This window comes from Vibrio gazogenes (genome assembly GCF_023920225.1).
GTDB lineage: Bacteria > Pseudomonadota > Gammaproteobacteria > Enterobacterales > Vibrionaceae > Vibrio > Vibrio gazogenes.
This window is the reverse complement of sequence record NZ_CP092587.1, coordinates 1,876,263-1,897,432: the sequence shown is the minus strand read 5'-3', so window position 1 is coordinate 1,897,432 and position 21,170 is coordinate 1,876,263. Positions and strand designations below refer to the sequence as shown.

The following is a 21,170-nucleotide window of genomic DNA, read 5'->3' as shown; positions in this document are numbered from 1 at the left end:
GATTGCGGCTCGAAAACTAAATAAACGATGCGTTACCAAGCGTAATTGAAAGATGCATTAAACGAACGGCCCGGGTTGTAGTAGTTTGCAGTCCCTGAACCGACCACATACTGCTTATCCGTTACGTTTTGTACATGAAGTGACAACTGAACAGACTTTGACATGTGGTATGCAAATGCTGCATCAAAAAGTGTTGCCGAGTCGCTTTTCCCTTTATTCGCGGCATCAAAGTAATACGTACCTACATAGCGTGCCCCTAAACCAATATCCATGGTTTTATTGGGCAGGGTGTAGTAACCCCATACAGAAGCGCTATGATTTGGGACTGTCGCGAATTCATTGCCGTCTAGCACATCACCGCTTCTTGTACTGCCTCGAATCACTTTCGACTTCGTGTAGGAGTATCCTCCCGTGACATTGAAACTGTCGGTTACTTCGGCTTTGACTTCCAAATCGAGGCCACGGACACGTGTTTCACCAATGGTTTCGCGTTCAATGGTTCCATCACCCTGAATAATCGCCATGGTCACATCATTCTTTTCAAGATTGTAAACCGCCGCTGAGAACAGCGCATTCATACTCAGTGGTGCAAACTTCACCCCCGCTTCTAGCTGCTCGCCTCTTTCCGGTTTCACGCCAATACTTGGCGGTGCAACAGACTCGACCTGACTGATATAGGTTGACCATTCTGATGTCACTTTTACGGTAAACGCACCGCGCAACGATGTTTCAGAGAATTCACCACTTGAATCGCGGTTACTGATATCACGGCTCGTTAAATCCATATAGTCATGACGAGCACCCAATGTCAGGATGTATCGGTCATCCCATGATAAATTCTGCTGAATGAAAACCGATTTTGTCGTCTCATCCTGATCATTTTTGCTGTAAGGCGCACCGATTGTCGGCATGCCAGAATATGATGGACTGTCGATATTGATGCTGCTTGTCGTTCCATAAACGGATGCATCTTGAGTCGACGCATCACGGTATTCCAAACCGATTAAGGTGCTGCTATCGATATGTTCAAAACTTGCATCGTATTGCAGAATCGTATTGCCAATGAGTTGCTTGGAGTGCGTATCGGTTCCGAAATAGTAACGAGCGATATCACTACCTGTTCTTCCTTCGTAATCATACAAATAGACATAGCCGAAATCATCTTCGAGTTTGCTATAGCGCAAGTTACCGCTGAATGAGATGCCGTTGTCAAAATAATGTGTGATTTGCGCTGTAATGTTCGTCCGTTCAACATCGTGTTTGTTGTAATCGGGCTCACCATAAAATTCACTGCGGCTGTATTCTCTGTCCAAGGGGTAACCACCACTGTTCGGCGTGGTATCTCGGTCAAGATAGTCAACGATAAGGGTGGCTGTCGTTTGTACTGATGGCTGCCATGTTATCCCGCCCATGAAGAACTGAGCGTTATCTTTTGAATGATCGTATTCAAGATCACCGTCTTTTACTTTCGTGGTAAAGCGATAGGCGAGCGTTTCCGACTCGTTCAGGGTATCCCCAAAATCCAAGCCAATTTCTTTATGATCAAAAGAGTCGTAGGAAACATAGCTGCTGCCGAAGCGTTTAAATTTCGGCTTTTTACTGACAAAGTTCACGGAGCCGCCCGGATCAGCAGGACCAAACAGGGTCGAGTTTGCCCCGCGAATGACTTCAACACGTTCATAAGCATAAGGGTCTTCGCGCACGCCACGCATTGAGCCGAGTGTCATGCCGTCACGATACGTGGTTGCCTGATAACCACGTATCATAAAGTAGTCATTGCGATCATCGGAGCCGTAGTAATCTGTCACCAACCCCGGGGAATACTGCAAAATTTCTTCAGTCGTCGCTGCGTTACGCTGGTTGATCTCTTTTTCGGTGATAACAGAAAGCAATGCCGGGGTATCTTGAATATTGGTTGCCACTTTACCGCCAACCCATAATTCTTCCGCGACTGTGGTATCGGCATCCTCTGCGATGGGCTGCCCATAAACCGTAATGGTGTTTACACGATAAGCCTGGTCTTCTTGAGCGTGATCTTCTTTAACACGATCTTTTTTAACACGATCATCTTTCACTTCTGTATCAACAGACGCATAAACAGCGCCTGAATAAGAAAGAACAGGAACGAAACAGAGGAGTAGGTGCATTGCACGCCAATGCGCCTTACCACTTCTAATATTTGCCATTTTTTAATAATCCTATACTGCTAGTTTTTATTGTTATTTAATACTATTGATAATACAAATGATAATGCTTACTATTTGTGATAAATTAAATTGATATATAGTTATCAACCGATGCCGGGAGAGAAACAACCTCATGGAGCTACGCCACCTCAAATACTTTTTAGCGGTCGCTGAAACACAAAATATTCGTTTAGCCGCCCAAAAAGTGCACGTTACTCAACCGGCCATATCAAGAAAAATCAAAGAATTAGAAACAGAGTTGGGCGTTTTGTTATTTGACCGCCAGCCGAAAGGATTACGTCTGAATCGGGCAGGAAAGGCTTATCAAAAACAGTTAGGCGCAATCATCAGACAAATTGACGACGCCAACGAGCATGTGCGTCAGTTTACCCATACGCATGGCTCTCTTGCTTTGGGCGTTCATGACTTCGTGCTGTGGGAGGGCGAGATGAATCAGTGCGTGAGCCAGTTTTGCCATGATAACCATGACGTTGAACTTGAGGTGTATTCAGATACGCCAATCGTGCTGCTGAAACGATTAGAGCTTGACCAGATTGACGGGGCTTTTTTGTATCACTTTTCTGAGTTGTCTTCAGAATACGTGGTACAACCTATCGCTCAGGACAAGTTAGTGCTGGCTTATCCTGCGAGCTGGGGGAGAACCATCTCACCATCAACGACAGTTGAAGCGCTCAACCTATTGCCGGCGGTTCGCTTGCCAAGAAGTGTGGATCCTTACTACTTCGATTGGCAAGAAGCGCTGTTTCACGAGATCGGCTGGACACCAGCAGTCACTCAATGGGCACACGGAGAAAGCACCATGCTTGGTTTGGTCGCAGCCGGTAATGGTGTCGCAATTGTCAATGAGCGCCACTTTACCCGGTCTTCGAATATGATCTGTTATACGTCGCTGGATGTTGTACCACATACATCACCGCTGAGTTTTGTCTATAAAAAAACGTCGGATAATCCTGCACTGATGGCATTTTTGCAGTGCCTTTCCAACCAAGCGTGTCTTTCAGATCGTGTTGGTGGACGTTGTTCTGCTGCGGTGGCTATTTCAGTTTGTGTCGGCCGATCGGAATCATCATCGGAATATTCGACACCGGGTCAATCATGATATGGTTGTTCAAACCAAATACTGCTTGAATGGTCTCATTCGTCAGCACTTTTTTGGGCTCACCATGTGCGTGAACCTGCCCGTTGATCATTGCAAGCAGATGGTCTGAATAACGGGCAGCTAAGTTGAGATCATGCAAAACCATCACGATGGTAATGCCACGTTGCAGGTTCAAATCCACCAGTAAATCCAACACTTCGATTTGATGCGTCACATCTAAAAACGTCGTCGGTTCATCGAGCAGCAAAATATCTGTCTCCTGAGCCAGCGCCATTGCAATCCAAACGCGTTGACGCTGTCCGCCGGAGAGCGCATCAACGTCTCTGTCGATCAGGTCTGTTAGCTTGGTGACTTCCAGCGCATTCGCGATCGCGACATCATCTTGCTTGCGCCAGCGTGACATGATCCCATGATGCGGATGACGCCCACGGCTGACGAGATCACCAACCGTAATACCTTCAGGGGCGATCGGAGATTGAGGCAGCAACCCCAATGTTCGCGCTAATGTTCTTGTCGGGCTTTGATGGACCGATTTTCCATCAAGCAGCACTTGCCCTTGAGACGGGGCCAGTAAACGAGACAGGGTTTTTAACAGTGTTGACTTGCCACAGGCATTCGCCCCGACAATCGAGGTAATTTTTCCCGGTGCTATCTTGAGCGAGAGATCTTTAACGATCGTTTTTTCGCCATAACCGGCAGACAACTGCGTTACCACAAGTTCATGCGCTTTTGTCATAAAGACCCCCCGTTACGATTCACGCGAATAATGAGATAAATGAGGTAGGGGGCTCCTAAAGCGCCCGTTATCACACCGACCGGATAGCGGCTTGGAAGAAGAAACTGCCCAATGTAATCGCCCGCCAACACTAATACCGCCCCGACTAGTGCAGCAGGAATGAATCGTGTGCCGTTAGAACCGACAATACGCGCAGCGATTGGCCCGGAGAGAAATGCCACAAAAGCGATAGGGCCTGTCACGGCGGTGGCAACCGCAATTAAACCGACAGCACATACTATAACGATGATGCGGGTGACGGTGATATTGACACCCAGAGCCGCTGCGGTGTCATCGCCCAGCCGTAATGCCTCTAAGGATTTTGTCCGGCTCAGGAGCAGACCGCCAAAAATAACCAATGACATCAACAGTGGCATACTTTGATCAATCTGTACGGAATTGACGCTGCCCGTTAACCAACGCATCGCTTCTTGCAGATCCCAAGATGAGGCTTGCGACAGAAGATAGGCGATATAACTTTCAATCATTGCGGAAACACCAATCCCGACCAGAATCAGCCGCGTCCCGGCGACACCATTTTTATAAGAGAGACCATAGACGGCCAGTGCAACAGCCAAACCGGCCAAAATTGAAAAAATAGCAACAGCAGAACCATTCATATCCAGCACAATGATGGCAAATACTGCTGCCGCACTGGCTCCGGAACTCACCCCGACGATATCAGGGCTGGCTAAAGGGTTACGTAGCATGGTTTGAAATGTGACACCGGCTAAGCCAAAACTCATGCCGACCAATAGCGATATCATCGCTCTGGGGAATCGCAAATACCCGACGGTGAAACTCGCGCCGGGGATTGTTTCACCTTGTAACACGCTCCAGACGACTGACGGAGACGTATACGATTGACCTAAGACCAGCGTTAAGCACCAAGCCGCTGCCGCTAAAATCAATAAGCTTATGGTGATCAAAGACCAGCGTCGCATGCGTTGCTGGCGGGCCGTTCTCACTCGTTGTAAAAGAAGCAATTCAGCGGACATCACAATTCCCTAACACGCTGACGGCGCACAATCCAGATGAAAAATGGGGCACCAATAAATGCAGTGACCACGCCTACAGATAATTCACTGGGGCGGGAAATGATACGTCCCATAATGTCTGCAAGCAGGAGTAAACTGGCACCGCCCACCGCAGAGAAAGGCAATAGCCAGCGATGATCCACCCCCACAAACAGACGGCAACAATGCGGCACGACCAACCCGACAAAGCCGATAGGCCCGCAAATTGCGGTGGTCGCGCCACAGAGCAGAACCGCCCCCAGTCCGGCGGCACTTCGAGCCAAAACTACGTTTTCACCCAAACCAGCGGCGAGTTCGTCTCCAAGCGCTAAACTGTTTAATTTTCTTGCAGTGAATGCCGTGATGACTAACCCGACAAGTAAGAAAGGCCAAACGAGACTCATGGTTTCGAATGTCGCCCCCCCGACACCGCCGATCTGCCAGGATCTGGCTCCGCCAGCGATGTCATTGCGTGGCAATACCACTGCGATGGTGAAACACGATAAAGCGGCTGATGTTGCCGCACCTGCTAATGCTAGCTTAAGTGGTGTTGCGCCACCTCGTCCCATTGAGCCGATGGTATAAACAAATGCGGCGGTGAGAGCCGCGCCTAAAATGGCCATCCAGACATAAGTCTGGATCTGATTCATGCCCAACCAAGCCAGTCCCACGACCACGAAAAAAGCAGCGCCAATGTTTACACCGAGAATGCCGGGGTCGGCAAGGGGATTGCGAGTGATACCCTGCATGACGGTGCCTGACAAGCCTAAAGAGGCACCCGCAATGACCGCTAAGACGGTACGCGGAATGCGCATTGCCACTGCGGCTTCACCCACCGTATTTAGGTTTCCTTGCAGTGCGCTGATGATTTCTTCCCATGTGACTTCTCTTGTCCCCAAGGCGACAGAGAGCAGGCACAAAAGCAATAAAACGATCACGAAAGCCACGAGAATCACCGAGCGCGACATCACAAAACTTCCCATAGTTGACGGATTGTTTTTGGCAACCGAGGAACTCATTGGGTTTTGCGTGCGGCCGTTGCCAACGCCTCTAGGTAATCATCCAATACCCATGATATAGATAACGGTGTTGGGTTGGCTGCGGTGGCTAACGGCCCATTGCCCAGCATGACAATTGAACCGTGCTTAACCGCATTCATTTTTGACATCAATGGGTTATTGGACAGTGGTTTTAACAGTGCTTCACCGCCGTATGTGACGAAGATATCGACATCATTAAATGCATCGATTCGTTCAATACTGGCTTCGCCGGAAAACTGCCCGGAACGACTCAAATCACGAATGCTTTGCGGTGAGACGAGGGTTAAGTCATTGAAAAATTTCACTCGTGTGTCGTTCGCGGTGTAAAAGTGCACCACACTCAAATCGGTCGGGTCTAAATGGGTAATAAACATGGCCGATTTTCCCTTCAGTTCCGGATACTTCGCTGTTCGCGATGCGATGTCTCGCTCAATACTTGCAATGAGCGCTTCACCTTCTTTCGCCATTCCCAGCCCCAGACTGTTGATGCGGATCATACTCCGCCAGTCAGTCGACCAAGGTGCATTCGGGTACGCCACCACCGGTGCAATCATGCTGAGGGTTTCGTAATCAGAACGGCTCAAACCAGAATACGCAGCAAGAATGACATCTGGTTGTGTTGCAGCAACTGCTTCGAAATCGATCCCATCCCCTTCATCGAACAGTGGCGGTGTTGGTGCACCAAGTGCATCGAGTCGCGCTTTTACCCAAGGCAGAACGCCGTCTCCGTCATCGTCGCCAAATGTCGCGGCAGCAAAGCCAACCGGTACGATACCAAGCGCCAGCGGCACTTCATGGTTCGCCCATGCGACCGTCGCAACCCTCACCGGTTTTTTCTGAATGATGGTCGTGCCAAAGGCATGCTGAATTTTGATGGGATATGTCACGCTATCGTCTGCCCAACTCAACGTAGTCGCGAAAGAAACAAGAAAAACGGTAAAAACGGCTTTGAGATTTAACATTCGATTGGCTTCGGTTTATGGCTGCAAATATCTAAGAGTGCATCTCGTCGAGATGGCATTTGACTCTGTCCTATGAGTTAGAACATGATAATGCAAACCAATTTCAAATGAAACTAAGTATCATTTACAAATAGTTTATGACCGATAACAAAAGAGAATGCCTCAAATGACGCAAATCACCACATTGGAACAATTAAGAGAGCTTTATCGCACGCTGCATCCACTCGCTGTTGCCAAAGAAATCCAACACATTGATCAGCATTCCCGCACATTCATTGAAAACAGCAGACTGTTTTTTCTCGCGTCAACCAACCAAGATGGTTTGTTAGATATTTCTCCCCGCGGTGGCGAAGCTGGGTTTGTCAAAGTCTTGGACAACAAAACGTTGGCTTTTCCGGACAGTCCCGGTAACAACCGTTTAGATACCTTAACCAATCTCATCACCAACCCCAAAGTCGGGTTACTGTTCATGGTTGCTAACATTGAAGATGTGGTGAGAGTGAAAGGGACTGCATCCATCCATGTTGATGATGACATCAGAGCGTTATGTCTTGATGGGAAAACAAGGCCAAAGCTGGTTGTCAAAGTGACGGTTGACGCACTGTTCTTTCATTGCCCTAAAGCGTTAATGAAATCCAAAATCTGGTGTAGTGAATCGTATATCAACCGAGAGTTTTTACCGTCTCTGGTGACGATTATTCAGGATCAGCAAGTCGAAAAAGAGCAGCGAGGAGGCGATTAAGCAACGAATTTATGGGCGTCAATCAATCAGTCAGTCATTACATGAAATCATTTCATGAATATAAATATTCAATGACTTTCTAATATGAATTTTACTCATGTTTGTGATGAAAGATTCTCAATATAATTTCTTGAATACTGTGGTTAAATACCTGCATGGATGTTTAGCAGTATAGAAGTCTAAAATGGCAAATATTACAATTTTGGATGGTGGGATGGGGCGTGAGCTGAAACGTATCGGTGCACCTTTTTCTCAACCACTTTGGAGTGCTCAGGCGCTGATAGAATCGCCAAAACATGTGAAGCAGGCTCACCAAGGTTTTATTGAGGCAGGCGCACAGATTATTACCGTCAATAGCTATGCTTGTGTACCTTTCCATTTAGGCGCAGAACGCTTTGCCAAACAAGGGGCGGAGCTTGCCAAAAAAGCGGCTCGGATTGCGCAAGAGGTCGCCTCTGAGTCCCAGCAAGAGGTCTTGGTCGCAGGGTCTATCCCGCCAGCGTTTGGTTCATATCGTCCTGACCTGTTTGAAGCTGCAAGCGCTTATGAGATCAGTTCGACGCTATTTGATGCCCAAGACCAGTATGTTGATATCTGGCTGGCTGAAACAGTGGCGAGTCTTGCGGAAGCGGCAGTGATCTCAAAGGTTTTAGCTCATACGGATAAACCGGTTTATATCTCTTTTACCCTGATGGATGAAGTGGACCGGCAATCCCGCCTTCGCTCAGGAGAATTGGTCACCGATGCTGTTGAAGCCTTATTCGCAACCAATGCTGCGGGGATCTTTTTTAACTGTTCGGTCCCTGAGGTCATTGAGCAAGCGATTTTGGATGTCAACCAAGTGTTGGAACGCTCAGGCAAGATACTGACCATTGGTGTATTCGCGAATAGTTTTACGCCGATCAAGTCAGGGCATCAAGCCAATGACACCATCCAGACACTTCGCAATGTTTCACCACAAGAGTATCTTGAGTTTGCTCAAAAATGGCATCAGCTAGGCGCGAGTATCATCGGTGGATGTTGTGGCATTGAACCAAGCCATATTAAAGCGTTAGCGACATGGAGAGACAGCGTTGAATAATCTCAACTTTGGACTCACAATTCCGGCCATCATCCTGGTATTGCTTCTGCTGGTTGTCTCTTCACTATACCCGGATTTGTCTCAGGCGATGGCCGGTGATGCCATGACTTTTGTGACAAATTGGTTCGGTTGGTTAGTCCAATTGGGGAGTTTAGCATTAGTGTTTTTTCTGTTTTGGCTTGCATTTTCTAAATACGGAGCGATTCGTTTAGGGGACGATAAGCCTGAATATTCAAACTTCTCTTATGGTGGCATGATCTTTACTGCGGGCGTTGGGGCTTCTCTGATATATTGGGGAATTGGCGAACCGATGTATAACTTGCAATCCCCACCATTGTTCGCAGACGCCAATAGTTACACCGCAGCCGCATGGTCGGTCACCTATTCAATGTTTCACTGGGGCATTACCGGTTGGGCGATTTACTGTTTTCCGGCGATTCCCTTTTCTTATGCCTTTTATGTCCAGAAGAAACGTACATTAAAGCTCTCAACGTTGTGTGAGCCGGTATTAGGTAAGAACCCTATTGTCGCGAAATGTATCGACTTGGTTGCCATCTTCGGCACGTTAGCTGCTTTTGCCAGTTCATTGGCGCTGACGGTGACGCTATTGAGTGAAGGCGTATCTCAACTGTTTGAGATTGAAAACAATTTGATGCTTCAAGGCAGCATCATCTTGCTGTTCGTCTTGGTATTGTTTGTGGTCATGCTGGTGGGGTTCAATCGAGGGATCAGCAAGGTTTCTGACTACACTGTCGTGGCGGCCATCTGCTTTGCACTGTTCGTGTTATTTACGTCAAACGCCCCCTTTATTTTAAATAACGTCACCGATTCTTTTGGAGTGATGTTAGACAGTTATTTCCGGATGTCATTATGGACCGACCCGGTGCAGCAGAGTGGTTTTCCTCAGAGTTGGACGCAATACTATTGGTTCTGGTATTACGCTTATCTCATCATGATGGGGTTATTCATTACCCGTATATCAAGAGGTCGTACAATCCGTGAAGTGATTTTGTACACGATATTTATGGGGTCGTTGGGATGTGCATTCTTTATCTCTATCTTTGGCGGGTATGCAGTTTGGGCTCAGCTTCTTGGCGGCTATCCGGTGCAAGACTGGATGAGCGAGGGCGGACTAACCTTTGCCGTTGTTTCACTTATCCAAACCCTGCCGGCGAAAAATGTCATTTTAGCCGTGTTCTTAGTGATTCAGTTCTTCTTGATGTTAACCACGATGTCGAGTGCGAGTGTGGCTACGGCTATGCTGACGACGAATCAGTTATCGTTAAGAGGTGACCCGGATAACAAAGTAAAACTCATGTGGGCAGGGGCAATCGCACTCATCAGTTTCAGCGTTTTCTTGTGTGGTGGCGGCATTGATACGATTAAGTCACTGTGCGTTGTCGCAGGACTCCCTATGATGTTTGTTTATGCTATTTTGGTGAAGCAACTACTGATGCAACTTTCAAACGGTCAGGTACAACAGGGGCAATCCGAGGAATTAGTCGAATATCAAGAGTTCATGCCTTAATGGTCAAATGAAAAATATTCCTTAGCTTATGAATGGGATACGGCATAGTTTTAGAACAACTCAATTCAATGTAAAACTACAGATCGCGATCGACATATAATTAAACCTAAGGAATATAGAGTGATGAATGATCTATTTTATACACACCCAATATCATTGGATAAATTATTAATATAATAGATGTACTTTATCTTAAATTACTAAAAAATAAAAAATGCCGAGTAGAGTATTAAGATGTAATACTCTACTCGGGACTTGCCTGAGAATACAGTAGCACGCCCTATATATTTATTTTTATATAGATAAAGATAAAATTAACTATAGCATTGTATAATGTGATTAATTTTTAACTTACTAGCATATTATAGCTGGGGGTTTTAAAATAAGTATTTGACGGCAAATTGATAATCATCAGCTGCATCGACAGCCTCTGAATTATATGAGCCTGAAGTCTTACTATAATCACCATATGCTCTTACCGCTGCAGGATCCCAAGCATTTTTATCAAGGCTATTAATGCGGTATTCAAAAGATACACTCAAATGTTGATTGAAGTTGTATATAGCACCCAATGTTGTTGAATTATGAGAATCTAGACTTTCCCCATTGACATCAACCGTTTGTTTTTCCCAAGTAGTAAGTAACCCGAAACCATTGGTAAAAGTATAGCGTAATGCAGTTTCTATACCTTTATGATCTACACCATTCGTTAGAAAATTAGTTCCCTTAGAAGCAGTTACGGCTGCATACCAAGAAGAATCATCATACTTTAAACCTGTTAAATATAATTTAGGATCACTCGTACTGACACCTGCTGTACTTTGAGGACGATTACCATTTATAAATCCAGCGCCGACAGACATATGCATTGGTAAGTCATATGTCATCGCTAAATTATACGCGCTATTGTCTTTATCTAGGGTACTCGTATCTCTTTTAGTCTTAAATTTATAACTTGCTAGAATATGTGCTTTCCCGAATACGCCAGAATATTTCAATACATCACTTGCTCTTGCTGATGCAAAACGGTCAGTCCCCAATCCTAAAGCAGCGCCTGTATATCCATCTGTATAGCCAATATCTGTCCATCCAGTGAAAGTATCTGCATTAGGACTCCATTGACGGCCAAATGTAAATGTTCCGATATCCTTCACACCAAGCCCAATAAAAATTAATCTGGTACGGATGTTAGTGCCTTGTGCATCACCAGCATTTCTATTATCTGAGCTGTTTACATTTGATGCAAAATTTTGCTCACTATCCGGGTTATTTAATTTAAATTGAGCCTCATATCTACCTATGGCAGTCAATTTTTCGTCGATGGCTGTTTTAGCATCTACGCCAAATCTTAAAAAGTTATTACTACCATAGTTTGCACTATTTTTTTCATTACCAAAGAAATGTCCGGCATACGCCATGCCAGTTAATTTTACATCATTATCATTATCCTTAATAAGTTGATATGCTTGTAATTGTGGCGCGATAAAAACAAGTGAAATAGTGACAGCGAGAGTATTTAATTTAATGTTCATAGCTTACCTTTTCTAGTGTGTTTGTCATGTCTTTAGATATAATTATTTTTCATCAAAACCAATCAACGTTACTGCAATTGGTGTAACAATCAGTGATATGCCAAGCGTAATTAATGCGTAGTAGAAATTATTTCCTTCACCGATCCACATCGGTAGAGAGGCTAAGCCTGGTCCTACCGGCGCATAAGCTTTTAATGTCACAAGCCCAGCAAATGATCCAGCGCAACCAGCACCGACCATGCAACCTAACAATGGGCGTTTTAATTTTAAATGTATGCCATATAATGCAGGCTCTGTAATACCAAATAATGCAGAGATACCAGCGGGTAATGCAATTTGCTTTAATGAGACATCTTTAGCCATAAACCAAACCGTTAATGCACCTGCACCTTGAGCAATATTTGAAGAGAGCATCGCACTATGAATTAATGTCTCATACCCCGGACTTGCCATAGCGGCAAATATGATTGGATAAAAAACTTTATGCATTCCAAACATCACAATCAGTGGCATGAATATTGATAATAATGCAACAGCTAACCAACCAACTTTACTTTGTACCCAGAAAACACCACTTGATAATCCCTGTCCCAAATAATTACCAAGAGGGCCAAGAATAATTAATGCTATTGGTGCGACAATCACTAGAACCAATAAAGGTTTCATGAAAATTTTGACAGCCCCTGGAGATACTTTATCTGCGAGCGGTTCAATATATGACATCAACCATATTGAAAAAATAATTGGAAGTACTGAAGATGCATATGAAACGGAAGGGATGTGGAAACCAATAAAATCAATTGGCGTTCCAGAACCCATCAATGCAATTAGTTTTGGGTGAATTAATACACCAGCTAGAGCTACAGAAACAAAAGGATTTGTTTTGAATTTCTGAGCACAAGAAAATGCAAGTAATAAAGGGAGAAAATAGAATGCGGCATCTGCAATAAAACTCATTACTAAGTAAAATTGGCTAGTTTTACTTGTTAATTCTAGAGAAACTGAGAGCAGAAGTAATGCTTTCAACATTCCTGAAGCTGCAATTGCAGGTATAATCGGTTGAAAAATACCAGTTACTACAGCTGCAAATTTATTAAATATTCCTTTAAATGAAAGGTCCATTTTTTCTGATTTAATTTCTGTTTTCTCAATGCTACCACCAATAGAATCAGTGAGGTTTTGAAAAACAGTACTTACATTGTTTCCTATAATAATTTGGCATTGACCTCCACTATATACAGCGCCCATAACTCCTGGGATTGTCTTTATTTTTTCTAAATCAGCATTAGAAGAGTTTTTAAGTTCCAATCGGAGTCTAGTCGAGCAATGTAAAGCACTCGATATATTTTCTTTACCGCCGACATACTCCAAGATGGACTTTGTTAAATTCTCGTAGTTCATCAGTTATCCTTTTTTTTTGACAAAAAAAAGACCTGGAAAGACAATTTCTTGTCCATTCCAGGTCTTGCCTGCTTAGCAGTAACACGCCCGTCTGCATCTAATGATGCGTCGTTTATTTGATGTGATTTATAACTAATTCATTTTTAAAATTAAAGGAAGTAAACCAGAATTCGTGATTTGTATCACTGCGTTTATATAGCTTATACTAATTTGCATTCATATTAATACTGCAAATTATTCACAATTTATCAGCGTTATTGGAACAATTCTGAAATCCTCTAAAAGTAATGTTTTTTAATCCAGTCACAAATATAGTGGCTACCTTATCTGGCTAAAACCTTTGAACTTTTCTCATCAATTCACTCTTTCTCATAAAGTTACTTCCTTTCAAGACGAGCCGCGATTGCGGCTCGAAAATGAAATAAACGAATGAGCAGGATTATTTCTCTTTTAGGTTATTCAATACGCGATCTGAATACCAATCGACGAAGTTAATTACGCCAAATTCAAAGGTTTGTGAATAAGGTCCCGGCTCATAAGCGAGTGAATTAATGCCGCGTTGGTTTTCTTCACCCAAAATACGGTCTTGATCATTGGTGGCATCCCAAACCTGACGCAACCGCTCCGGATCGTAATCCTGACCTTCGAGCGCATCTTTGTGGACAAACCATTTGGTAGTGACCAGACTTTCCTGTGCTGAAATCGGCAGAACGCGGAACACAATAAAATGGTCACTTTGCATGTGGTTCCACGAGTTAGGCAAATGCAGAATACGCAGTGAACCGAGCTGACGGTTTTTAATTCGTCCCAACAGTTTTTCACAACCGTGGTTACCATCAATGGTCATCACTTCTGTGCCTTCTTTGAGTGGCATACGGACCAGACGGTTACGAGTCCCGAAGCCTTTGTGCGCATGCGGAATTTTCTCAGCATCCCATTCACAGGACATTCGCTTGTAGTGGGCGAGGAATTCTTCTGAAGCACGAGGGTCGTTGGTATCATCCCACTCCAGCAGCGTATTCAGCAGCTCGGGGTGGCTTCCGGAACAGTGATAACACTCCCGGTTGTTTTCCAGTACCAGCTTCCAGTTGGCTTTTTCATACATGTTTGATTCAACCGCCAGCTTGGTGTTTTCAACATCATACGGTTCCATGTATTCTTCGAGTGTTGCCAGAAATTCATCGAAGTCAGATTCAGGGGGATTGTCACCCAGACAGATGAAAATAAAGCCGCCTGCGGTTTTACAGTGAACTGAGTGTAGCTTATGTTTTGACATGTCAAAATCATCACCCATTTCTGTGCCGGCAAAGAGTAAGTTGCCTTTGGTGTTGTATGTCCACTGGTGATAAGGACAGACAAGGTTGGCCACTTTTCCTCGATGTTCGAGACAGATGCGTGAACCACGGTGTCGGCAGGTATTGTGAAACGCATTCACAGAACCGTCGGCATCGCGGACAATCAGAACCGGGTTTTGGGCAATTTCAACAGTAAAATAGTCTCCTTTACTGGGGATCTCACTTGTCATCCCGACAAACAACCACTCTTTTTGAAAGATCTCTTCTACATCAACCCGGAACATCACGGGATCATTATATAAGGGACGTGGTAATGAGTAATTCGGTTTACGTTCACTCAGTAGTTCGGTCATTTTATCGCGGGCTATATCCAAACTTGCATAGCTAATATTGAGTAAATCATTCTGTGTCATTGCTGCTATCTTCTTCTCTGGGGGTTAGTTTATACCCGAGCCGGGCTTCCTTGCTGCACACCTCAATCCCCGCCCTTAAAAAAATAAGGGAATGAGTTAGTGTCTCTGCGTATCGTGCACGTTTACATTATTTGAGAAGAGTCTATACACGACATCAAATGATGCTGTTTGAGACAAAGGAGAAAAAAAATCAAAATAAATGACTGTATTAGACAACAGGACGTCGTTAAGAGATAAATGTATTTTTGCGTATACCTGAACAATACGATCAACCTCCATGGAGGGATATAACTATATAACACCGTTGCGGAGATGCCGGATATGAATACCCCGAACAACACACCTGCCATTGGCAATTCATTTATTCCCGTCACGACACAAACATGGAGCAACGGTCGTCATGTTGTGAGATGTGTGAAGACGATACAAGAAACGTGGGATACAAAAACATTCTGTTTTATGGCTGATCAGCCGATTATGTTCTTTTTTAAACCGGGTCAATTCGTCACATTGGAACTTGAGATTGCTGGTGAGCAGATCTTCCGCTCATATACGATATCCAGCTCTCCGTCTGTCCCTTATAGTTTCTCTATTACGGTAAAACGTGTTCCCGGTGGATTGGTATCGAACTGGTTGCATGACAATATGGACGAGGGGTTTGAGCTGGCAGTGCATGGTCCGGTCGGTAACTTCAATAGCATTGATTTCCCGGCAGAAAAGATTTTGCTGTTATCCGGTGGGGTGGGGATTACGCCGGTGATGTCGATGGCACGCTGGGCGTATGATACCAATACTGATGTCAATGTTGTGTTTGTGCATAGTGCCAGAACGCCTCGTGATGTGATTTTTCATCGGGAACTGGAGTTCATGTCTTCGCGCATTTCTAACTTCAATTTGCATCTGATTTGTGAAAGGTTGGAGTCAGGACAGAACTGGTCAGGATACCGGGGCTTTTTCGATGAAATCAAACTGAAAATGATGGCGCCTGATTTTATGGAGCGAGAAATTTTCTGTTGTGGCCCGACGCCATACATGAAGGCGGTGCGTGCGATGTTGGAAAGTGCCGGTTTTGACATGCGCAATTATCATGAAGAAGCCTTTGGTGCGACACCGGATGTGGTTGAAGAACAAGCTGTTCTCGATGCGGAAATTGCTGCTGAAGAAGCAGAAGCGATTCTCCCTAGTGAAATGATCGAAGTTGCGTTTACAGCCAGTGACAAAATCGTCCAAATTGCACCGGGAGAAACCGTGCACGCGGCTGCTGCCAAAGTGGGACTGACGATTCCGAAAGCTTGCGGGATGGGGATCTGTGGTACTTGTAAGGTGAAAAAACTCAAAGGTGACGTTGAGATGACGCACAACGGTGGGATTACCGACGAAGATGTTGAAGAAGGATATATCCTGTCATGTTGCAGCGTGCCACAGGGTGATGTCGTGGTTGAATATTAATCACTAGACGCGCTCACGCTCGATACTGTTATTTCATTTGAATCAACCAATCCCCGGGCGATGATGCGGGGATTTTTTTATGTCTTTTTACAACGGCTGAGGAAATCATCTGAGGGGGGATGATGTTGTCTTATTTTAGCGTGTGACAATGGTGCTTTTTCGCGTATAATAACTTGTTTGTTTTTATTTTAAGTTATTGATATTTATAGAGTTTGAGATGATCATATATAAAGAGTTTACGTTTGAAGCCGCCCATCATCTGCCTCATGTGCCTGAAGGCCACAAATGTGGGCGTCTTCATGGGCACTCTTTTCTGGTTCGAGTGAGTGTTGAGGGAGAGGTTGATCCTCAGACTGGCTGGGTCATCGATTTTGCAGACATTAAGGCTGCGTTTAAACCGATTTATCAACGCCTCGATCATTATTATTTGAATGAGATTGAAGGGTTGGAGAACCCGACCAGTGAAGTGTTGGCCCGCTGGATCTGGCATGAATTGAAACCGAATCTGCCATTGCTCAGCCAAATCGAAGTAAAAGAGACCTGTACCGCAGGATGCGTTTATCGCGGAGAATAATGCATCAGCCAATGGGTTCAAACCGTTGTGATTCAAGTGATTAAAAACGCCCTTCATGTGAAGGGCGTTTTTGTTGAAGCATGATTCGGTCAGCTCGGTATCCGGTGTTACTGGTCACGTCTAACCTGTGGTTGTTCGTCGGTGACCTTTAACAAGTAACCTTTAACAAGTGACTTTTTAACAAGTGACTTTGACCGCAAGGCCACCTTGTGACGTTTCACGATATTTTGCATTCATATCTTTACCGGTTTCGAGCATGGTTTCGATCACCTTATCGAGAGAAACCCGTGGTGCAGAAGAACGTCTCAGCGCCATGCGTGTTGCATTGATGGCTTTGACCGCTGCGATACCATTTCTTTCGATACACGGAACTTGCACCTGCCCGGCAACCGGATCACACGTCAGACCGAGGTTATGTTCCATGGCAATTTCTGCGGCCATACAAACTTGTTCCGGACTACCGCCTAACAGCTCAGCCAAACCTGCGGCAGCCATAGAGCAGGCGACACCAACCTCTCCCTGACAACCGACTTCTGCGCCTGAGATTGAAGCATTGCGTTTGTAGAGTCCGCCAATGGCGCCCGTCGTTGCCAGATAACGAACATAATCTTCTTCATGTACGGTCTGAATAAATTTGTCGTAGTAAGCCAGCACCGCCGGAACGATACCACAAGCCCCATTGGTTGGAGCCGTGACCACGCGTCCGCCGGCAGCATTTTCTTCGTTGACGGCAAACGCATACATGTTCACCCAGTCGATCACAGCCATCGGATCGTTGGACGTTCGCTCTGACGTTTGGAGTTGTTGGTAGAGCGCTGCAGAGCGGCGGGGAACTCGCAATGGGCCGGGAAGAATGCCTTCGGTTTTCATGCCTCTGGCGATACAGTCTTTCATGGTCTGCCAGACTTTGTCCAGATGCGCATGGATCGCTTCTTGGGAACGCAGTGCTTTTTCATTCTCTAACACCAGTGTGCTGATGGATAAACCCGATTCACGACACTGGCTGACCAATTCTGAGGCACTGATATAAGGGTAGGGCACCTCGTCAGATGATTCGATTGACAGACCGAAATTTTCTTCATCGACAATAAATCCACCGCCGATTGAGTAATATGTCTTGGAGTAGAGTCGCTCATCATGCTGCCAAGCATGAATTTTCATGCCGTTCTCATGCAGAGACAGATTACTGGTGTGGAATGTCATCCCATCTGCTTTGAGAAAATCGACTTGATAGTCATAGCAGACGATGGGGAGTTTCTCCGTCTGTTCGACTTGACGGATAAAATGGGGAATCTGGTCGATCTCTACAGATTCCGGAGTATACCCGGCTAGACCGAGAATGGTTGCGGTATCGGTTTGATGGCCTTTCCCTGTCAACGACAGAGAGCCATAAACATCAACCGTAATCTTCGTTACATTGGGTAAAATTGCTTTCTGGTATAGCTCGTCAATGAACTGTTTCCCGGCCTTCATTGGCCCTACCGTATGAGAGCTTGATGGCCCTATGCCGATTTTAAAAATGTCAAAAACACTAATCATAGATGGCTTACTCACAAACAGCTTATATCAACAAATAACAGCAAATGATGATTTCATCCTGAATGACGTGAAATAACGTAGTCTGAGCAGGTTGAAATAGCGGGGGGAGAGTACATGACTCCCCCTGCCTGCACAACTGATAATCTACCTAATCTGCGGTTATTTTTGCTATCTATGAACTGCTTCAAAATGCTAAAAACTGAGGCCGATATATGCACCGTACATGCGGTACTCGTTTTTACCGCTGTTTGCCGTTTTATAATAGCGTGCATAGGTTGCCGGTTTCAGACGGGAAAGTGACAGCTCTACACCCACCTCAGGATAAACCCCGACAGTCAGATCTGAATTGCAGTTTTGGTCATCATAACTGTTGCTCAGATTGTTACGGCTTATATCTCGTTGATCTCGCAGAAGCTTATACTACATTTAGTCGCTGATAGTCGCTGATAGTCGCTGATAGTCGCTGATAGTCGCTGATAGTCGCTGATAGCTACTGTGCTCCCGGGTTATGAGCTGGCGGTATATATTTGGATTTGTTTTTGTAATGCGTGGACGATCTGGGCAGTCATACCCCATATAAAATGTCGTTGATAAGGGATGGCAAAGACTCGATGTCGGGCATTTTTCAGGGCAAATGTCGCATGGTGGAGATTACGGGGATGGAGCAAATAATCTGCGGGTACTTCAAAGACTTCTTCAACTTCATTCGGGTCTATCGTGGCTTGATAGTCGGGGGATGCGAATGCTACGACTGGCGTTACCGAAAAGTGGCTGACGGTGTTTAACTCCGGCAGGCTGCCAATCAATTCAACCTGATGTTGCGTCAGACCTATCTCTTCGTGTGCTTCTCGAATCGCTGTCGCATAGACGGATGAATCCCACCGCTCACACTTGCCACCGGGGAAGCTGACCTGACTCGGATGATGTTTCAGATGCGCTGCCCGTTTGGTAAAAATGACATTTAAACCCGTTGACCGTTCGACAAAAGCAACCAATACGGCTGCTTTGCGTAACTTTTGCCCGGAAAGATGCTTGGTCCGCGATAATGATTCCAAGGTATAGTCACTCGGCTGACGGAGTTGAAAATCTCTTAATATCGTTGTTCGGGTCAGATGCATCTTCAGTCTCGTAGTGGCAGATTATGACGATAATACGGGTAATATCCGACTCAGTTTATCAAATGTTTCTTGATATTCGCTGGCACATTCACTATCAGCGACGATCCCCCCGCCAGCCCAGACATAGAGCTGCTGATTTGTGGCGGTCAGGGTGCGAATTGTAATGCTGGTATCCATCTGACCATCGCGGCTGATATAGCCGATACTGCCGCAATAAACACTTCGACGCTGGGGTTCCAGCTCTTCGATGATTTCCATTGCCCTGATTTTCGGCGCGCCGGTAATGGAGCCGCCCGGAAAACAAGCGCGCAGCAAATCCGCGGCGGTGTAATGGGTATCTAACTCAGCCTGGATCGTACTGACCAAATGGTGAACCGCCGGAAAACTTTCAATTGCAAATAATGTCGGGACATGGACACTGCCCGGTTTGGCCACTCGACCGATGTCGTTGCGTAATAAATCAACAATCATCAGGTTCTCGGATTGATCTTTTTCCGAGGCGGCTAATGTTTGTACATGTTGCCGGTCAAGGGCTTGATCCGCGCTACGCGGCATCGTGCCTTTAATGGGCTTTGTCTCTATGACCGGTGCTTTATATTGTAGAAAACGTTCCGGAGAAATACTTAAAATGACGCCTTCTTCGATCCGGAGGTAAGCAGAAAAAGGTGCCCGGTTTTCATTTTCTAATCGTTGATAGGCTTGCCATTCACTACCTGTATAACCGGCTTGAAAGCGCTGCGTCAGGTTGACCTGATAGCAGTCTCCGGAATGCAGATATTCGTGAATTGCGTTGATTCTATCGCGGTACTCATGCTCAGTCATGTTCGCTTGCCAGTCGGATGTCAACCGAAAAGGAAGCTGTTCAACGGCTTGTTGTGCATTGAGCCATTGCGCTGCAGCGTCCGTTCCGATTCCGACCAATGCTGCTGTTTGCTGACGATGATCGACAACCAGTGCCCAGGTATAAATACCCACTGCCATTTCTGGCAAAGGAATATCTCGTGCAGCTTGCTCGGGTAAGTGCTCGACACGCCGTCCCAAATCATAAGCAAAGTAGCCCAGAGCGCCACCGACAAACGGATATGCACTCATCTTTTCAAGGGCCGGGGCGTATTGATTTTGGTAGCGCGTCAAGAGTTCAAACGGGTCGTCTGGTGATGAGACGTGGCCGTCACTTGTTTGAATTTGAGTCTCGGCGCCTTGTGTTTTTAGCGTGACAATAGGCTGGGCAACGAGGATATCGTAGCGGCTGTCGGTATGTTCCGCCGGAGAGCGTAGCAACATCGACCAAGGCAAATGTTCAATACGGGAGAAATACTCAATAGCGAGTTGAGGATGATATGTGAGTGGCTTGTGTTCAATGTATTGATCCGAGGCATTATTCATGGCTGTTCATTTG

The 21,170-nt window shown here is 45.6% G+C and carries 17 protein-coding genes; 6 read left to right on the top strand and 11 right to left on the bottom strand.

Annotated features, from left to right (window positions below; genetic code table 11):
* Window positions 1-32: 32 nt before the first annotated feature.
* On the bottom strand, window positions 33-2,186 hold the full coding sequence (locus MKS89_RS08450) for a TonB-dependent siderophore receptor (protein WP_235862453.1): 2,154 nt from the start codon (window positions 2,184-2,186) through the stop codon (window positions 33-35).
* 133 nt (window positions 2,187-2,319) lie between these two features.
* On the opposite strand from MKS89_RS08450, the gene MKS89_RS08445 reads away from it, so the two are divergent.
* Window positions 2,320-3,306 (top strand): LysR family transcriptional regulator, encoded by a 987-nt coding sequence (locus MKS89_RS08445; RefSeq protein WP_072957557.1) that lies wholly within the window; start codon window positions 2,320-2,322, stop codon window positions 3,304-3,306.
* Here MKS89_RS08445 and MKS89_RS08440 read toward each other — a convergent pair.
* From MKS89_RS08440 to MKS89_RS08425, 4 genes are read right to left on the bottom strand one after another with little or no spacing between them, the layout of a single operon-like run.
* The gene (locus tag MKS89_RS08440) at window positions 3,242-4,042 is read right to left on the bottom strand and encodes an ABC transporter ATP-binding protein (protein WP_021021583.1); all 801 of its coding nucleotides are present in this window, start codon (window positions 4,040-4,042) and stop codon (window positions 3,242-3,244) included. The two genes, MKS89_RS08445 and MKS89_RS08440, sit on opposite strands and share 65 nt — an antisense overlap.
* Window positions 4,039-5,079, bottom strand: a complete 1,041-nt coding sequence (locus MKS89_RS08435) for a FecCD family ABC transporter permease (RefSeq protein ID WP_106406939.1) — start codon at window positions 5,077-5,079, stop codon at window positions 4,039-4,041. Before MKS89_RS08435 ends, MKS89_RS08440 begins: the two co-directional genes overlap by 4 nt.
* Window positions 5,079-6,116: a FecCD family ABC transporter permease gene (locus tag MKS89_RS08430; protein WP_072957562.1), complete on the bottom strand. Its 1,038-nt coding sequence runs from the start codon at window positions 6,114-6,116 to the stop codon at window positions 5,079-5,081. Before MKS89_RS08430 ends, MKS89_RS08435 begins: the two co-directional genes overlap by 1 nt.
* Complete coding sequence (locus MKS89_RS08425; protein ID WP_072957564.1) at window positions 6,113-7,099, bottom strand: iron-siderophore ABC transporter substrate-binding protein; 987 nt, start codon at window positions 7,097-7,099, stop codon at window positions 6,113-6,115. Before MKS89_RS08425 ends, MKS89_RS08430 begins: the two co-directional genes overlap by 4 nt.
* Before the next feature lie 166 nt (window positions 7,100-7,265).
* On the opposite strand from MKS89_RS08425, the gene MKS89_RS08420 reads away from it, so the two are divergent.
* From MKS89_RS08420 to MKS89_RS08410, 3 genes are all read left to right on the top strand, one after another.
* Window positions 7,266-7,841: an MSMEG_1061 family FMN-dependent PPOX-type flavoprotein gene (locus MKS89_RS08420; protein WP_072957567.1), complete on the top strand. Its 576-nt coding sequence runs from the start codon at window positions 7,266-7,268 to the stop codon at window positions 7,839-7,841.
* A 184-nt stretch (window positions 7,842-8,025) separates the two neighbouring features.
* Window positions 8,026-8,922 (top strand): homocysteine S-methyltransferase family protein, encoded by an 897-nt coding sequence (locus MKS89_RS08415; RefSeq protein ID WP_072957569.1) that lies wholly within the window; start codon window positions 8,026-8,028, stop codon window positions 8,920-8,922.
* Window positions 8,915-10,450 carry a BCCT family transporter gene (locus MKS89_RS08410; protein ID WP_072957572.1) on the top strand — a complete coding sequence of 512 codons (1,536 nt, stop codon included), beginning with the start codon at window positions 8,915-8,917 and terminating at the stop codon, window positions 10,448-10,450. Before MKS89_RS08415 ends, MKS89_RS08410 begins: the two co-directional genes overlap by 8 nt.
* Window positions 10,451-10,827: 377 nt before the next feature.
* On the opposite strand, the gene MKS89_RS08405 is transcribed toward MKS89_RS08410, so the two are convergent.
* The 3 genes from MKS89_RS08405 to gbca form a co-directional block, all read right to left on the bottom strand.
* Window positions 10,828-11,982 (bottom strand): porin, encoded by a 1,155-nt coding sequence (locus tag MKS89_RS08405; RefSeq protein ID WP_072957575.1) that lies wholly within the window; start codon window positions 11,980-11,982, stop codon window positions 10,828-10,830.
* Between the two features lie 42 nt (window positions 11,983-12,024).
* Entirely contained in the window at window positions 12,025-13,383 is a 1,359-nt protein-coding gene (locus tag MKS89_RS08400) for a PTS transporter subunit EIIC (RefSeq protein ID WP_072957577.1), read from the bottom strand.
* Between the two features lie 439 nt (window positions 13,384-13,822).
* Complete coding sequence (gene gbca, locus MKS89_RS08395; RefSeq protein ID WP_072957579.1) at window positions 13,823-15,091, bottom strand: glycine betaine monooxygenase oxygenase subunit; 1,269 nt, start codon at window positions 15,089-15,091, stop codon at window positions 13,823-13,825.
* Between the two features lie 321 nt (window positions 15,092-15,412).
* Between gbca and gbcB the strand changes: the two genes are divergently transcribed.
* Window positions 15,413-16,540, top strand: coding sequence for a glycine betaine monooxygenase reductase subunit (gene gbcB / locus MKS89_RS08390; RefSeq protein WP_278247332.1), 1,128 nt, complete (start codon window positions 15,413-15,415; stop codon window positions 16,538-16,540).
* Window positions 16,541-16,757: 217 nt separating this feature from the next.
* A complete protein-coding gene (queD, locus tag MKS89_RS08385) occupies window positions 16,758-17,114 on the top strand; it encodes a 6-carboxytetrahydropterin synthase QueD (RefSeq protein WP_072957581.1) in 357 nt (118 codons plus the stop codon).
* A 177-nt stretch (window positions 17,115-17,291) separates the two neighbouring features.
* Here the strand turns inward: queD and MKS89_RS08380 are convergent, their stop codons facing one another.
* The 3 genes from MKS89_RS08380 to pabB all read right to left on the bottom strand — a co-directional run bounded on the left by MKS89_RS08380 (window position 17,292) and on the right by pabB (window position 21,157).
* Window positions 17,292-18,653: an L-serine ammonia-lyase gene (locus MKS89_RS08380; protein ID WP_072957584.1), complete on the bottom strand. Its 1,362-nt coding sequence runs from the start codon at window positions 18,651-18,653 to the stop codon at window positions 17,292-17,294.
* A 506-nt stretch (window positions 18,654-19,159) separates the two neighbouring features.
* Window positions 19,160-19,771 (bottom strand): CoA pyrophosphatase, encoded by a 612-nt coding sequence (locus tag MKS89_RS08375; RefSeq protein ID WP_072957586.1) that lies wholly within the window; start codon window positions 19,769-19,771, stop codon window positions 19,160-19,162.
* Between the two features lie 21 nt (window positions 19,772-19,792).
* Entirely contained in the window at window positions 19,793-21,157 is a 1,365-nt protein-coding gene (gene pabB, locus MKS89_RS08370) for an aminodeoxychorismate synthase component 1 (protein WP_072957589.1), read from the bottom strand.
* Window positions 21,158-21,170: the final 13 nt, after the last annotated feature.